The organism is Dietzia sp. 2505 (assembly GCF_040546785.1).
Classification (GTDB): Bacteria; Actinomycetota; Actinomycetes; order Mycobacteriales; family Mycobacteriaceae; genus Dietzia.
This window is the reverse complement of sequence record NZ_JBEPON010000002.1, coordinates 123,800-138,463: the sequence shown is the minus strand read 5'-3', so window position 1 is coordinate 138,463 and position 14,664 is coordinate 123,800. Positions and strand designations below refer to the sequence as shown.

The following is a 14,664-nucleotide window of genomic DNA, read 5'->3' as shown; positions in this document are numbered from 1 at the left end:
CCTCACGGATCCGGGGCCACTTCTACTGTCTCGACACAGTGTGCGCGAGGGGGGACTTGAACCCCCACGTCCGTTAATAGGACACTAGCACCTCAAGCTAGCGCGTCTGCCATTCCGCCACTCGCGCTCGCACACTGGTGACCTGCACCGGTTCGTTCCCGGCTTGGTCGTGCGAGGAATGACACTAGCCGATGCGCGAACCGTGGGACAAATCGAACCCCGCTCACACGCGGCGCCTTCCGGTCATCGCTGGTAGACAAGGACGTGACCGGCTGGGGGATACCTCCCCACACCGTCCGACCCAGGAGGATGACGATGACCGACTTCCGCGTGCCGAACCCCTATGACGCCCTTCCGGATCTCCCCGCGCTCGAGGTGACGAGCGAGTCCTTCGCCGAGGGCTCCACCCTGTCGTCCGCGCAGCTCGGCGGGAAGATGGGCGTTGACGGCGGCGAGGACAAGTCCCCACAGGTGAGCTGGAGTGCCGGACCGGAGGGGACGCGGACCTACGTGGTGACGGTGTTCGACCCGGACGCGCCGACCGCCTCGGGGTTCTGGCACTGGTCGGTGGCCAACATCCCGGCCGACGTGACCTCGCTACCGGAGGGGGCGTGCACCGGCGACGACACCTCGGGCCTCCCGGGTGGGGCCGTCGTGGTCCGCAACGACGCCGGGTTCAAGGGGTTCGTGGGTGCGGCCCCACCGGAGGGCCACGGCCCGCACCGGTACATCCTCGCGGTTCACGCCGTCGGCGGCGAGATCGAACTCGGGGAGGACGCCTCCTGCGCCTTCGTCGGGTTCAACCTCTTCGGGCAGGGACTGGCCCGCGGGACCACCACGGCGCTCTTCGAACAGTAGTGGTCAGCCGACCGCGGAGCCGACGGCCTCCGCCAGGGAGGCGAACCCGCCCTGCCGGAGCCGTCGGGCGACGAGCTTGTTGGTCCCCCGGATGAGATCGGGACCGGTGAACACGAAGCCGGTGTAGGTCTGGACCAGATGGGCACCGTGGGTGATGCGGTCCCACACGTCCTCCGGGGTCTCGACGCCGCCGACCGAGATGATGACGATCCGATCGCCGGCCCGCTCGTGGATCCGGGCGAGCACCTGGCGGGACCGTTCCGCGACGGGCGCCCCCGAGATCCCTCCCGCCCCCATCGCCGCCACAGTGCTCTCCGGTGTCGTGAGCCCGTCGCGCGAGATGGTGGTGTTGGTGGCCACGATGCCCGCGAGACCGAGTTCCACGACCAGATCGGTGACCGCGTCGATGTCCGCGTCGTCCAGGTCCGGGGCGATCTTGACCAGAACCGGGATCGTCGCCACGTCACGGACCGCCGTGAGGATGGGTCGCAGCGATTCGACCGCCTGCAGGTCCCTCAGTCCGGGGGTGTTGGGGGAGCTGACGTTGACCACCATGTAGTCGGCCAGCCCGGTGAGCATGCTGGCCGAGGCCACGTAGTCGCGAACCGCGTCCTCCGCGGGCACCACCTTGGTCTTGCCGATGTTGATACCCACCGGGTCGCCGCTCCGCCGCCGTCGCAGGTTGTTGGCCGCATTGCCCGCGCCGTGGTTGTTGAACCCCATGCGGTTGAGGATGGCCCGGTCCTCCGGCAGCCGGAACAGACGGGGTGACGGGTTGCCGGGCTGGGGTGACGCGGTGACCGTGCCGACCTCACTGAACCCGAACCCGATCGCCCCCCACGAGTCGACGGCGGCCGCGTTCTTGTCGAAACCGGCGGCGAGGCCGAGCGGCCCCGGGAAACGGCGACCCAGGACATCCTGGGCCAGTACCGGATCCCGGACGCCGAGGAACCGGCGCACCAGGGAGCCCAGTGGCGGCACCAGGGTCAGCAGCTTGAGAAAGCCGAATACCAGGTGGTGGATCCGCTCCGCCGGAAAGCGGAACAGCACACTCTTCATCAGCGAGTACACGGTCCTCCTCGATGGGACGTGGGTGGTCCTTCGATCAGCTCGACGGCACGGGAAGTGATGGGCGCATCAGGTGGAGGCCGGCACCGTCGGAGGAACCGACGACCACGGTCCCGGAGGCTGTGACCACCAGTGAGTCCGGTTGACGTACCGTCGCGATCTCGGCACGCCGGACCCCTGTGCCGTCGCCGAGATCGTACGCCTGGACGGTGTTGGTTCCGGTGGAGGTGACCCAGACGACGTCCCGGGTGGCGTCACCGGCAACGGCCCAGGGGGCCGCTGCGACCGGGAACTGCTGGTGGAGCCGGATCGGCGAGGTCGAGTAGACGAGGAGCGTGTCACCCACGGTGTCGCTGGCCACGACCGTGCCCTCGCCGTACTCGGCGAGTCTCCCGGCTCCCTTCCCGGCGCGCAGGAGCGGACCGGCGCCGTCCTCGTCCAGGTCGATGCTGGCGATGACGGTGTCCGGTCGGCTGAACGCCGTGACCGAACCGTCCCGAAGCACACTGATCCGATCGACAGACGTCAGGCCTGCGAGGCGATGCTGTTCCGTACCGTCGGCGTCGCGGACGACCACGTCGCCGCCGGGGGCTCCCGTGAGCAGGCGGCCGTCGGTGGCCACGGCCGCCGCGGTGACCGGTCCGAGCCCCGGAATCACGCGTGTGTCACCGGCCGCCGTGACCACGACGACGCCGTCGCCGTAGGGGACCAGAACCGTCCCGTCGACCCCGGCAGTGGCGGTTCCCGCATTCGCGGGCAGCTCGACGGTCGTCTCCGGGATCCATCGGGTCCCGTCCACCCGGGCGATCTCCAGAGCCGGCGGGCCGTCGACCTGCGCCACCACCATGTCGCCCACTGCGACCAGCGATGACACTGAACCCGGGCCCGGGACGACCTCACCGCCCTCGGGATCGGAGACCTGGGGCGACGCGGCGGGACGGGCGTTGCCCTGCTCGATCCCGGTGTAGTCCTCCAGTTGGCTGGTGGTCGACGCGCAGCCGGCGAGCCCGACGGCGAGACAGAGCAGGGCGGCGGTCACAGCGGAGCGGCGGTGGACACGAAGGGGCACGGTGTTCCTTTCGACTTCTCCACAGTGTCCCCCACGCGGGTCCTCAGTCGCCGTCCAGGTCCGGACGACTACCCTCACGGCGGTGCGGCGAGACACCGCGCCCGTGCCGACGATCCCCGACAGAAAGCAGCGCCCGTGAACCCGACGGTCCTGGCCGCCCCCGCTTCGGACGGCATGTCCTGGCTCCAGGTGATCGTGCTCTCCGTGATCCAGGGGATCACGGAGTTCCTGCCCGTCTCGTCCTCCGGGCACCTGCGCATCTTCTCCACCTGGCTGTTCGGTGCGGACGCGGGCGCCTCGTTCACGGCGGTCATCCAGCTCGGCACGGAGGCCGCCGTGCTGGTGTTCTTCTTCAAGGACATCGTGCGGATCCTCGTCGCTTGGTTCCGGGGCGTGGTCGACCGCCGGCGCCGCGACGACCCGGACTACCGCCTCGGGTGGTACGTGATCATCGGATCGGTCCCCATCGCCGTGATCGGCTTCTTGGGCAAGGACCTCATCCGGGACGCCGCCCGGAACCTGTGGATCACGGCGATCGTCCTCATCGCGTTCTCGTTCGTGTTCCTCATCGCGGAGAAGGTCTCCAAGCAGGACCGCCCCGTCGACGGCCAGTCGCTCGAGGGTTTGACGATGAAGGACGCGGTGGTCATGGGGCTGGCCCAGTGCCTGGCGCTGATCCCCGGCGTCAGCCGCTCGGGCGGCACCATCTCCGCCGGACTGTTCCTCAACATGTCCCGCGAGGCCGCCGCGCGGTTCTCCTTCCTGCTGGCGATCCCGGCGGTCCTGGCCTCCGGGTTGTTCAGCCTCCCCGACGCGTTCGAGCCGTCCGTGGGGCAGTCCGCCACCGGGATCCAGTTGATCGTGGGATCGGCGATCGCGTTCGTGCTGGGCTACGCCGCCATCGCCTGGCTCCTGCGCTTCGTGCAGCACCACTCGCTGGCCTGGTTCGCCGGGTACCGCATCATCCTCGGCCTGGTCGTGATCGCGCTGCTGTCCACCGGCGCGATCCCCGCGACCTGACCGCACCACCGAAGTGGCGCGGCGTCGGTAACCTGCCGTTATGACCGTCATCCTCCTCCGCCACGGCCGCTCGACCGCCAACACCGCGCTCACCCTGGCCGGCCGCACGTCCGGGGTCGCGCTCGACGAGACGGGTCGGGCGCAGGCACAGGACCTCTGCCGACGTCTCGCCGGTCTCCCGGTCGAGGCGGTCGTCCGGTCGCCGCTCATGCGCTGCCGGGAGACTGTCGAGCCGTTGGCCGCCGCGTTCGGGGTGGAGCCCGTGGTCGAGGAGGGCCTGGTCGAGGTCGACTACGGCACCTGGACCGGTCGGACCCTGACCGAGCTCGCGTCCGAGCACATGTGGTCGGTGGTGCAGCAGCACCCGTCCTCGGCCGTCTTCCCCGGTGGCGAGTCACTCGCAGAGATGGCCACCCGGGCCGTCTCTGCCATCAGGGTGCACGACCGCCGCCTGGCCGAGGACGCGGGCCGCGACGTGCTATGGGTGGCGTGCAGTCACGGAGATGTGATCAAGTCGGTGATCGCCGACGCGTACGGGATGCATCTCGACCATTTCCAGCGCATCGTGGTGGAGCCGGGATCGGTGTCGGTGGTCCGCTACACCCCCCACCGGCCGTTCGTCCTCCGGGTCAACGACACCGGTGGAGACCTCGCCAGTCTCCGGGGGGAACCCGCCGGGCACGTGGGCAACGCCACCGCCGGAGACGCCAGCTCGGACGCGGTGCCCGGCGGGAACGTACCCTTATGAACCGCACCTCCACCCGGGACCACCCGGCACCACACGGCAGCACACGAGGGAGACGACCGGCATGAGCAGGGAAGTCCACGAGTTCCGCGACCCGGCCCGGTTCGTGGTGGGCACGGTCGGCCAACCCGGCGAGCGCGTGTTCTTCGTCCAGGCCACCGGCGGCGGGCGAACCGTCTCCGTCCGGTGTGAGAAGCAACAGGCCCAGATCCTCTCGGAGCGGATGGGGGATCTCCTCGACGAGATCGCCGCGAAGTCCGACGTCCCCGTCCCTCCGGCCGCCGGCGTCGTGGACGATCTGGCGCCGTTGGAGATGCCCGTCGACGCGGAGTTCCAGGTGGGCACGATGGGCCTGGGGTGGGACGGCGAGAAGAGCCAGATCGTCGTGGAGCTGCTGGCGGCGGACCCCACCGCCACCGACGAGTCGGTGGTCCTCTCGGACGCGGAGGACGCCCCGGACGCGCTCCGCGTGTTCCTGACCCCGCAACGTGCGCGGCAGTTCGTCCTGCGCAGCGAGAAGGTCGTCTCCGCCGGGCGGGCTCCGTGCCCTCTGTGCGGAGAGCCGATCGACACGACGGGGCACCTGTGCATCCGCCTCAACGGGTACCTCCCGCGCTCCGGCGACGCGCTCGCCGACCTCGTCGACCCGTGACCGCCCGCCCGCCGGGCCCCGAACTCACCGTTCTGCACCGGATCCCCTCGGGAAGCAACGCGGTGTACCGCTGTGTGGACGCCGAGGGCGGGCACTGGGTGTACAAACCGTCGGCGGGGGAGCGGCCGCTCATGGACTTCCCCGACGGCAGCCTGGCGGCCCGGGAGATCGCCGCGTACGCGGTGTCCGTGGCGCTGGGGTGGGACCTGGTGCCGGAGACGGTGGGGGCACACGGCCCCGGGGGGCCGGGGATGGCGCAACGATGGATCGACGAGCTCGACCGGAGTGAGGCGCCCGGCCACGACCCGGTGGACGTCCACCCGGTGGATGCGCTTCCTCCCGGCCGGGTGGCGGTGCTCCGCGGAGAGGGATCCCGCGGGGAGGACGTGGTGGTGGCGCACGCCCTCGACGAACGGCTCCGTCATATCGCGTTGTTCGACCACGTCGTCAACAACGCCGACCGTAAGGGCGGACACGTCCTCGTCGACACCTCCGGCGTGATCTGGGCGATCGATCACGGCCTGTCGTTCCACGCCGAGCCGAAGCTGCGCACCGTCCTGTGGGGGTGGGCCGGTCAACCGCTGCCCCCGGGGGATCTCGAGGGACTGGACAGAGTGCGCGACGGGTTGTCCGGGGACGCCCTCCTCGCGGAAAGCCTGCGTGACCTGCTGTCACCCGCCGAGGTACGCGCACTGGGCGCACGAGTCAGCGCACTGGTCGACGGCGAGGTGTTCCCCGTCCCGGGAGCGGGCTACCCGTTACCCTGGCCGCTCTTCTGATTCCGCGCGGTATCTAGACTCGCCCGCATGCACTCGTGGCCCCCGCCTGTCGTCCCCGCCGTCCCCGGCGACGGTGCCCCCTTGAAGTTGTACGACACGGCGAGCGGACAGATCCGGGAAGTGTCCGCCGGGCCCGTCGCCGGGATGTACGTCTGCGGCATCACCCCGTACGACACCACCCACCTCGGTCACGCGGCGACGTACCTGACGTTCGATCTGGTGTACCGACTCCTGCTGGACGCCGGACACGAGGTCCACTATGTCCAGAACACCACGGACGTCGACGACCCGCTGTTCGAACGGGCGGAGCGCGACGGCGTGGACTGGAGGGAACTCGGTGACCGCGAGACCGATCTGTTCCGCTCGGACATGGAAGCGCTCCGCGTGCTTCCCCCCCGCGACTACGTGGCGGCCACCGAGACCATCGACGAGGTCGTGGAGATGGTCACCGAGCTCGTCGACCGCGGCCACGCCTACCGGATAGATGCCGGGGTCGACGGGTACCCCGATGTCTATTACCGACACCGGGCCACCCCGGAGTTCGGGTACGAGTCGGGGTACGACGCGGAGGAGATGGCCGCCGCGTTCGCCGAGCGCGGCGGGGACCCGGACCGGCCCGGCAAGGAGCACCCGCTGGACGCACTGCTGTGGCGGGTGCAGCGACCGGGGGAGCCGTCCTGGCCCTCGCCCTGGGGGGCGGGCAGACCCGGCTGGCACATCGAGTGTTCGGCGATCGCCCGGAACCGCCTGGGCATGGAATTCGACATCCAGGGCGGGGGCAGCGACCTCGCGTTCCCGCATCACGAGTTCTCCGCCGCCCACGCGGAGGCCGCGACCGGCCGTTCCCCGTTCGCCCGCTTCTACGTGCACGCGGCGATGATCGGCCTCGACGGGGTCAAGATGAGCAAGTCGTTGGGCAATCTCGTCCGGGTCAAGACACTGCGTGAACAGGGGGTGGACCCGGCCGTCATCCGGCTCGCTCTGGCCGCCGGTCACTACCGCAGGGACCGCTCCTGGTCGGAGGACCTGCTCGCCGAGGCCCGCTCCCGGTGCGAGACGTGGTTCCGTGCGATCTCCCGCGGTTCGGGCGCCGACTCCGCCGCGACCATCGTCGCCGTGCGGGAACGACTCGCGGACGACCTCGACACCCCCGGCGCCCTGGCCGCGGTCGACAGCTGGGCCGAGGCGACCCTGGCCGGGGACGAGTCCGACCCGTCCGCAGGACCGTCCATCGCGACCGCCCTCGACGCCCTGCTCGGTCTCGCCCCCGCCACCTGACGGCGTTCCGGTGACAGGGCGACGATCTAGCCGGCGTCGGGCTCGTCCCGCTCACCTCGCAGGAAGCGCTCGAACTCCGCGGCGATCGACTCGCCGTCGACCAGCGGCATCGTCTCCCCGTCAGCGGCCCGACCACGGTCGGGCTCGGGGTCGACCCCCGCCCCGACCCCGTTCTCGTCGTCCATCCGGTCCTCCAGGGACTGGATGTAGTCGCGCAGGTCCTCGTCCTCGCCGGCGGCGGCGTCGACCTTCGCGACCCACGTGCGGGACTGCACGCGCAGTGCGTCCATCGGGACGGCGACCCCCAGGTTCTCCGCCAGCCAGGACAGCACCGCCTCGGTACCGCGCGGATTGGGCGGTGCGGCCACGTAGTGGGGGACACCCGCCCACAGACTCACCGTCGGCACCCCGGCCTCGGTGAGGAGCTGCTGGAGGACCCCGGTCATCCCGGTGGGCCCCTCGTAGTCGGAGGCCCGGACCCCCATCTCGGCCATCCGCTGCCGGTTGAACGCCGTCCCGGTGAGGGGAACAGGGCGAGTGTGGGGCACATCGGCGAGGTAGGCACCCAACAACACCACCTCGGTGACTCCCAGGGTGTCGACGAGGTCCACGAACTCGGAGGCGAACCGGCGCCACTTCAGCCCCGGCTCGGGCCCCCGGACCAGCAGGACGTCGTGGTCGAACCCGTCCGGTCGGCACGCGGACACGAGGATCTGCGGCCACTCGACCGACCGGGACACCCCGCCGGAGTGCCGGACAGTCGGACGCTGATCGAGGTAGTCGAAGAACTCGTCGCCACCGATCTCCGCGATCTGCCGCGCCTCCCAGGTCAGGGCGAGATGTTCGACGGTCCCGGTCGCGACGTCCGCGGCGTCGTTCCAGCCCTCGAAGGCCACGATCATCACCGGGCTCTCGAGATCGAGGTGCCCGTCGGGGGTCCATTCGACAGTCATCGGTACAGCCTACGGACGGACACTTCCAGGGCACCCATACACTGGGGCCATGTCTGTCGATTTCGATTCGCCCCTGTTGGACGCCGCCCGCCGGCGAGTACTGATCAGCGACGGGGCGATGGGCACGATGCTGCAGGCGGTGGACCTCGACGTCGACGTCGACTTCCTCGGTCTGGAGGGGTGCAACGAGATCCTCAACGCCACCCGCCCGGACGTCGTCGCGGACATCCACCGCGCGTTCTTCGAGGCCGGGGCCGATCTGGTGGAGACCAACACCTTCGGGTGCAACCTGTCGAACCTGGGGGACTACGACATCGTCGACCGCATCGGCGAGCTGGCCGAGAAGGGTGCCGCGATCGCGAAGAGGGTCGCCGACGAGATGGGCCCCTCCGAGGACGGCACCCCGCGGATGGTGCTCGGCTCCCTCGGCCCGGGGACCAAATTGCCCTCACTCGGGCAGGCCGCGTTCGAGGAGATGAGAGACGCCTACGCCCGCGCGGCGGAGGGCCTGGCCCGGGGCGGAGCCGACGCGTTCCTCGTGGAGACCAGCCAGGACCTGCTCCAGGTCAAGGCCGCGGTGCTGGGCTGCCAGGACGGCATGGCGGCCGCCGGGCGCCGGTTGCCCATCATCACGCACGTGACCATCGAGACCACCGGGACCATGCTCCTGGGTTCCGACATCGGCGCGGCGCTGACCGCGCTCGAACCGCTCGGCATCGACATGATCGGCCTCAACTGCGCCACCGGGCCCGCCGAGATGATCGAGCACCTGCGCTACCTCACCCAGCACGCCGGCGTCCCCGTCTCCGTCATGCCCAACGCGGGACTGCCCGAACTGGGCGAACACGGCGCCGTGTACCCGCTCGGTGCCGAGGCGTTCGGCCCCCAGGTCGCCGACTTCGTCTCCGAGTTCGGGCTGTCGATGGTCGGCGGATGCTGCGGCACCACCCCCGAACACATCACCCGACTCCGCGACGAGGTGAGGTCCCGCGCCAAGGCCGAGCGGCGCGTCGAGCCGGTCAACGCGGTCGCCTCCCTCTACAGCTCGACCCCGCTTCGGGCCGACGCCGGCATCCTCATGATCGGCGAGCGCACCAACGCCAACGGGTCCAAGCGGTTCCGGGACGCGATGCTCGCCGCCGACTGGGACACCTGCATGGACATCGCCAAGGAGCAGATGCGGGACGGCGCGCAGATGATCGACCTCTGCGTGGACTACGTCGGCCGGGACGGCTCGGGGGACATGGCCGAGTTGGCCGGACGACTGTCGACCTCCTCGACCCTGCCGATCATGCTCGACTCGACCGAACCCGAGGTCATCCGGACGGGCTTGGAGCACCTCGGCGGACGGTGCACCGTCAACTCGGTCAACTACGAGGACGGGGCCGGCCCGGACTCGCGATTCCAGAAGATCATGGAACTTGTCTCGCGCCACGGTGCCGCGGTGGTCGGTCTGGCCATCGACGAGGAGGGCCAGGCGCGCACGGCGGACCGCAAGGTCGAGATCGCCGAGCGGATCATCGCCGACCTCACGGAGAACTGGGGCATCGCCGAGGACGACATCATCATCGACTGCCTGACCTTCCCCATCTCCACCGGCCAGGAGGAGGTGCGACGGGACGGGATCGAGACCATCGAGGCGATCCGCAGGCTCACCGGGTCACACCCGAGGATCCACACCACGTTGGGACTGTCCAACATCTCGTTCGGCCTCAATCCCGCCGCACGTCAGGTTCTCAACTCCGTGTTCCTGCACGAGTGCATCCAGGTCGGCCTGGACACCGCCATCGCGCACAGCTCCAAGATCCTGCCCATGAGCAAGATCGACGATCGTCAGCGTGAGGTGGCGCTCGACCTCGTCTACGACCGCCGTAAGGAGGGGTACGACCCTCTCCAGGTGTTCATGGAGCTCTTCGACGGCGTCTCCACGGCGAGCACGAAGGACGCGAGAGCGGCAGAGCTCGCGGCGATGCCGCTCATGGACCGCCTGTCGGCGCGGATCGTCGACGGCGAGCGCAAGGGCCTCGAGGCCGATCTCGACGCGGCGATGGAGGAGATCCCCCCGCTCGAGATCATCAACACCCACCTGCTCAGCGGCATGAAGACGGTCGGCGAACTGTTCGGTTCGGGCCAGATGCAGCTGCCGTTCGTCCTGCAGTCGGCCGAGACCATGAAGACCGCGGTCGCCCATCTGGAACCCCACATGGAGGCGAGCGACGAGGACGGCAAGGGCCGCATCGTCCTGGCGACGGTCAAGGGTGACGTCCACGACATCGGCAAGAACCTGGTGGACATCATCCTGTCCAACAACGGGTACGACGTGGTCAACATCGGCATCAAGCAGCCGATCGCGGACATCATCTCGGCGGCCCGGGAACACAAGGCCGATGTGATCGGCATGTCCGGCCTGCTGGTCAAGTCCACCGTGGTGATGAAGGACAACCTGGCGGAGCTCAACTCTGAGGGCATCGCCGGCAATTTCCCCGTCCTGCTGGGTGGTGCCGCCCTGACGCGCGCCTACGTCGAGGTGGACCTCGCCGGGATGTACGAGGGCGAGGTGTTCTACGCCAGGGACGCGTTCGAGGGGCTGCGCCTGATGGACGAGGTGATGACGGCCAAGCGAACCGGCGTCCCCATGTCCGAGTCCTCGGACGCGTCGGCCAAGGCCGCCGAACGGCGCGAGCGCCGGGCGCGCAGCGAGCGGATCGCCGCCAAACGGGCCGCCGAGGCCGAGCCCGTCGTCGTCCCGGACAGGTCGGACGTCGCGGCGGACCAGCCGATCGCCACCCCGCCCTTCTGGGGGACGCGGATCGCCAAGGGCATCCCCGTGGCCGACTACGTTGGTCACCTCGACGAGCGCGCGCTGTTCTTCGGGCAGTGGGGACTTCGCGGAACTCGCAGCGGGGACGGCCCCGACTACGACGAGCTGGTCGCCACCGAGGGCCGGCCGCGCATGCGTTCGTGGATCGACCGACTCACCACCGAGAGGATCCTGGCCCACTCCGCGGTGGTCTACGGGTACTTCCCGGCCTACTCGGAGGGCGAGGACATCTGTGTGCTGGCCGAGCCCCGCCCGGACGCCGAGGTGGTGCACCGGATCTCGTTCCCCCGCCAGCAGCGGGGACGGTTCCTGAGCATCCCGGACTTCCTGGCCTCCAAGGAGCGGTGCGAGGCCGAGGGGACCGTCGACGTCCTGCCCTTCCAGCTCGTCACCATGGGGACCCCGATCGCGGACTTCGCCAACGAGCTGTTCGCGGCGGACAACTACCGCGACTACCTCGAGGTCCACGGCCTGTCGGTCCAGCTCACCGAGGCGCTTGCCGAGTTCTGGCACAGGCGGGTGCGCGACGAACTGCGCCTGCCCGAGGGCGCGGTCTCGGACGAGGACCCCGACACCATCCACGACTACTTCGACCTCAAGTACCGGGGAGCCCGCTACAGCTTCGGCTACGGCGCATGCCCGGACCTGGAGTCCCGCAAGGTCGTGGTGGACCTGCTGAAGCCCGAGCGCATCGGGGTCGAGCTCTCGGAGGAGCTGCAGCTCCACCCCGAGCAGTCGACGGACGCCTTCGTGCTCTACCACCCGGAGGCCAAGTACTTCAACGTGTGAACCGGGCACCCAGGGCAGCCTCTCCTGGCTGGTGGAGGCCGCCCTGCCGGGTGATGATGAGCAGATGGACACCGGCCGGGACGGGGCGCTGCGTACGTTCGTCGCCTCGCGGCAGGGCGTCCTCGCCCTGTCCACCGTCATGGCGATCGTGGTCCATCTGCTCGCCCGCGCAGTCGCCGGACCCGACGGTTCGTCAGCGGAGGAGTGGCTGATCCGCGCTCCACTGGTCGCCGTGGTGGTGGTCGGCGGTATCCCGCTCATCGTCGAGGTCCTCCGGTCCGCGGTGAGGAGCGCGGGCGGGGCCGACCTGCTCGCCGCGGTGTCGATCGTCACCGCGGTCCTGCTCTCCGAGTGGCTGGTGGCCGCGATCGTCGTCCTCATGTTGTCCGGCGGAGAGGCGCTCGAGGCCGCGGCGTCCCGGAGGGCGTCGGCGACTCTCGACGCCCTGGCCCGACGCAGCCCGACGATCGCGCACCGCCTCCGCGGGGACTCGGCCTCCGAGGGCGTCGACGACCTCCGTGCCGACGAGGTGCTGGTCGATGACCTTCTGCTCGTCCTGCCCCACGAACTGTGCCCCGTCGACGGCGAGGTGGTGGAGGGCAGAGGCGCGATGGACGAGTCGTACCTCACCGGCGAGCCGTACGTCGTCCCCAAGACACCCGGGTCCCAGGTGCTCTCCGGCGCTGTCAACGGCGAGTCGGCGCTGACCGTCCGCGCCGAACGGGTGGCCGCGGATTCCCGCTATGCGCAGATCGTCGGCGTGCTGAGGGAGGCGGAGGAGAACCGGCCCCCGATGCGTCGACTCGCCGATCGCCTCGGCGCCTGGTACACCCTCGTCGCGCTGGCGCTGGGCACCCTCGGCTGGGCGATCTCCGGAGATCCGACCCGCTTCCTCGCGGTGGTCGTGGTCGCGACCCCGTGCCCACTCCTCATCGGCGTCCCCGTCGCGATCATCGGTGCCATCTCGCTGGCCGCGAAGCGCGGCATCATCATCCGGAACCCGGCGATGCTCGAGGACGTCGGGCACGTCGAGACGATGATGTTCGACAAGACCGGCACGCTGACGTACGGGCGTCCGGTCCTCACGGAGATCCTCACGAGGCCCGGAACCGATCCCGACGCGGTGCTCGCCGCGGCGGCGGCGATAGAGGCATACTCCCGCCACCCGCTCGCCAGAGCCGTCATCGACGCAGCAGCCGAACGGAACCTCAGGATCCCGCCCACCACCTCCGTCACCGAGAAGCCCGGCGCCGGACTGGTCGGCGAGGTGGGTGGACACGTCATCCGCCTGACCAACCGTCGCGGGCTCGCCGGAGTCGATCCGGGTGCATCCAGCCTGCTCCCGGGATCGGAGACGGGGATGGAGGCGGTGATCCTCGTCGACGACCGGTACGCCGCGATCCTCCGGTTCCGCGACGAACCACGGGCCACTGCGGCTGACTTCATCGCGCATCTCCCGCGCGCACACGGGGTCACACGGATGATGATCATCTCCGGTGATCGTGAGGCCGAGGTCCACCGGTTGGCGGACCGGGTGGGCATCACCGAGGTGTACGGCGGGGTCACCCCCGAGGGGAAACTCGCGATCGTCCGCGAGCGCACGGAGGCGGGTCCCACCCTGTACCTCGGTGACGGGATCAACGACGCCCCCGCGATGACGGCCGCCTCGGCCGGGGTCGCCTTCGGCTCCGCGTCCGACGTGACCGCCGAGGCCGCCGACGCGGTGGTGCTGGACTCCTCCCTGGAGCGACTAGACGACCTCCTCCACATCGGGGCGCGAATGCGCCGGATCGCTCTGCAGTCGGCGTTGGGCGGGATGGCCGCCTCCGTGATCGGGATGCTTCTCGCGGTCTTCGGCCTGCTCAGCCCTCTCGCCGGAGTGATCGCGCAAGAGGTCATCGACGTACTCGCGATCCTCAATTCCGCGCGGGTCGTCGTGGCGCCACGACGACTCAGCGACTTCGAGGACTGACCCTCCGTTCAGCGGACCCGCACTGCTAACACCCGGTGTTGCCGGGTCGATGAAAAGAGAAGGACCCACTCGGCGACAGTGCACCGGGGTGGCGCGGGACGAGGAGCCAACGATGACCACGATCCGTCGATCAGGCGTCCTGACCTGTGCTGCGGCCCTGCTCGCCGGGGGAGCAGGCGTGGCACTCGCACCCGCGGTCTCAGCCCAGGTATGGCGCGAGTCGCCCGCCTGGGACGTCCGTATGCCGTATCCGCTGGGCGGTGAGCACACCGTTCGTTTCGGCGCCTTCACCACCTGCACGCTGGGCGGCGACGAGCGCTTCCACCAGGCGCTGAGCGCGAACGCCAGGGACCTCGACCAGCCCGTCGGCTCGTTCGACTTCTCGGCCGCCCTGTTCCCGTTCAACTCCGCGACCGTGGAGTGGCACAACATCGACACCGATGCGAGGGGTGTGCACACGGTCCGGTCGACCGGTCCCGAAATCGGCGTCGGAGGTGTGTTCACCGGGCACGGGCGGCTGGCGGTCACCATCACCACCAGCAAGTCCGCCCTGCCGACCTTCGCCCCCGGTTCCGTCGCACCGATCGCCTCCGCCACCCACACCGAGCGCTTTGTCGTCGCCGCGGGGACCTGCCATTGAACGGCGGTCGGCGAGGTGGC

12 protein-coding genes and 1 tRNA gene are annotated in these 14,664 nt (G+C 69.9%); 9 read left to right on the top strand and 4 right to left on the bottom strand.

The window, feature by feature from the left end; translation table 11 throughout:
• Positions 1 to 41: 41 nt before the first annotated feature.
• Positions 42 to 127 (bottom strand) — tRNA-Leu (locus tag ABIE38_RS04340).
• A gap of 188 nt (positions 128 to 315) precedes the next feature.
• Between ABIE38_RS04340 and ABIE38_RS04335 the strand changes: the two genes are divergently transcribed.
• Entirely contained in the window at positions 316 to 858 is a 543-nt protein-coding gene (locus ABIE38_RS04335; RefSeq protein ID WP_354054192.1) for a YbhB/YbcL family Raf kinase inhibitor-like protein, read from the top strand.
• 3 nt (positions 859 to 861) lie between these two features.
• Here the strand turns inward: ABIE38_RS04335 and ABIE38_RS04330 are convergent, their stop codons facing one another.
• Positions 862 to 1,929 carry a quinone-dependent dihydroorotate dehydrogenase gene (locus ABIE38_RS04330; protein ID WP_354054191.1) on the bottom strand — a complete coding sequence of 356 codons (1,068 nt, stop codon included), beginning with the start codon at positions 1,927 to 1,929 and terminating at the stop codon, positions 862 to 864.
• A 34-nt stretch (positions 1,930 to 1,963) separates the two neighbouring features.
• Positions 1,964 to 2,995, bottom strand: a complete 1,032-nt coding sequence (locus tag ABIE38_RS04325) for a hypothetical protein (RefSeq protein WP_354054190.1) — start codon at positions 2,993 to 2,995, stop codon at positions 1,964 to 1,966.
• Between the two features lie 150 nt (positions 2,996 to 3,145).
• Here ABIE38_RS04325 and ABIE38_RS04320 point away from each other — a divergent pair, with 150 nt between their 5' ends.
• The 5 genes from ABIE38_RS04320 (at position 3,146) to mshC (ending at position 7,469) form a co-directional block, all read left to right on the top strand.
• Positions 3,146 to 4,015 (top strand): undecaprenyl-diphosphate phosphatase, encoded by an 870-nt coding sequence (locus tag ABIE38_RS04320; protein ID WP_502914729.1) that lies wholly within the window; start codon positions 3,146 to 3,148, stop codon positions 4,013 to 4,015.
• A 40-nt stretch (positions 4,016 to 4,055) separates the two neighbouring features.
• On the top strand, positions 4,056 to 4,763 hold the full coding sequence (locus ABIE38_RS04315; protein ID WP_354054189.1) for a histidine phosphatase family protein: 708 nt from the start codon (positions 4,056 to 4,058) through the stop codon (positions 4,761 to 4,763).
• 61 nt (positions 4,764 to 4,824) lie between these two features.
• The gene (locus ABIE38_RS04310) at positions 4,825 to 5,412 is read left to right on the top strand and encodes a DUF3090 domain-containing protein (RefSeq protein WP_179525278.1); all 588 of its coding nucleotides are present in this window, start codon (positions 4,825 to 4,827) and stop codon (positions 5,410 to 5,412) included.
• Positions 5,409 to 6,191 carry an SCO1664 family protein gene (locus tag ABIE38_RS04305; RefSeq protein WP_354054188.1) on the top strand — a complete coding sequence of 261 codons (783 nt, stop codon included), beginning with the start codon at positions 5,409 to 5,411 and terminating at the stop codon, positions 6,189 to 6,191. Before ABIE38_RS04310 ends, ABIE38_RS04305 begins: the two co-directional genes overlap by 4 nt.
• Before the next feature lie 27 nt (positions 6,192 to 6,218).
• Complete coding sequence (gene mshC, locus ABIE38_RS04300; RefSeq protein ID WP_354054187.1) at positions 6,219 to 7,469, top strand: cysteine--1-D-myo-inosityl 2-amino-2-deoxy-alpha-D-glucopyranoside ligase; 1,251 nt, start codon at positions 6,219 to 6,221, stop codon at positions 7,467 to 7,469.
• Positions 7,470 to 7,495: 26 nt separating this feature from the next.
• On the opposite strand, the gene ABIE38_RS04295 is transcribed toward mshC, so the two are convergent.
• Positions 7,496 to 8,422 carry a PAC2 family protein gene (locus tag ABIE38_RS04295; protein WP_179525275.1) on the bottom strand — a complete coding sequence of 309 codons (927 nt, stop codon included), beginning with the start codon at positions 8,420 to 8,422 and terminating at the stop codon, positions 7,496 to 7,498.
• A gap of 49 nt (positions 8,423 to 8,471) precedes the next feature.
• Here ABIE38_RS04295 and metH point away from each other — a divergent pair, with 49 nt between their 5' ends.
• From metH to ABIE38_RS04280, 3 genes are all read left to right on the top strand, one after another.
• Positions 8,472 to 12,032 carry a methionine synthase gene (metH, locus tag ABIE38_RS04290; RefSeq protein ID WP_354054186.1) on the top strand — a complete coding sequence of 1,187 codons (3,561 nt, stop codon included), beginning with the start codon at positions 8,472 to 8,474 and terminating at the stop codon, positions 12,030 to 12,032.
• Between the two features lie 64 nt (positions 12,033 to 12,096).
• On the top strand, positions 12,097 to 14,004 hold the full coding sequence (locus tag ABIE38_RS04285) for a heavy metal translocating P-type ATPase (protein WP_354054185.1): 1,908 nt from the start codon (positions 12,097 to 12,099) through the stop codon (positions 14,002 to 14,004).
• A 112-nt stretch (positions 14,005 to 14,116) separates the two neighbouring features.
• The gene (locus ABIE38_RS04280; protein ID WP_354054184.1) at positions 14,117 to 14,644 is read left to right on the top strand and encodes a hypothetical protein; all 528 of its coding nucleotides are present in this window, start codon (positions 14,117 to 14,119) and stop codon (positions 14,642 to 14,644) included.
• The last annotated feature ends 20 nt before the right edge of the window (positions 14,645 to 14,664 follow it).

Coding starts and splice junctions, on each gene's coding strand:
- ABIE38_RS04335 (WP_354054192.1), top strand. CDS start 316: ATGACCGACTTCCGCGTGCCGAACCCCTATGACGCCCTTCCGGATCTC.
- ABIE38_RS04315 (WP_354054189.1), top strand. CDS start 4,056: ATGACCGTCATCCTCCTCCGCCACGGCCGCTCGACCGCCAACACCGCG.
- ABIE38_RS04310 (WP_179525278.1), top strand. CDS start 4,825: ATGAGCAGGGAAGTCCACGAGTTCCGCGACCCGGCCCGGTTCGTGGTG.
- mshC (WP_354054187.1), top strand. CDS start 6,219: ATGCACTCGTGGCCCCCGCCTGTCGTCCCCGCCGTCCCCGGCGACGGT.
- ABIE38_RS04295 (WP_179525275.1), bottom strand. CDS start 8,422: ATGACTGTCGAATGGACCCCCGACGGGCACCTCGATCTCGAGAGCCCG.
- metH (WP_354054186.1), top strand. CDS start 8,472: ATGTCTGTCGATTTCGATTCGCCCCTGTTGGACGCCGCCCGCCGGCGA.
- ABIE38_RS04285 (WP_354054185.1), top strand. CDS start 12,097: ATGGACACCGGCCGGGACGGGGCGCTGCGTACGTTCGTCGCCTCGCGG.
- ABIE38_RS04280 (WP_354054184.1), top strand. CDS start 14,117: ATGACCACGATCCGTCGATCAGGCGTCCTGACCTGTGCTGCGGCCCTG.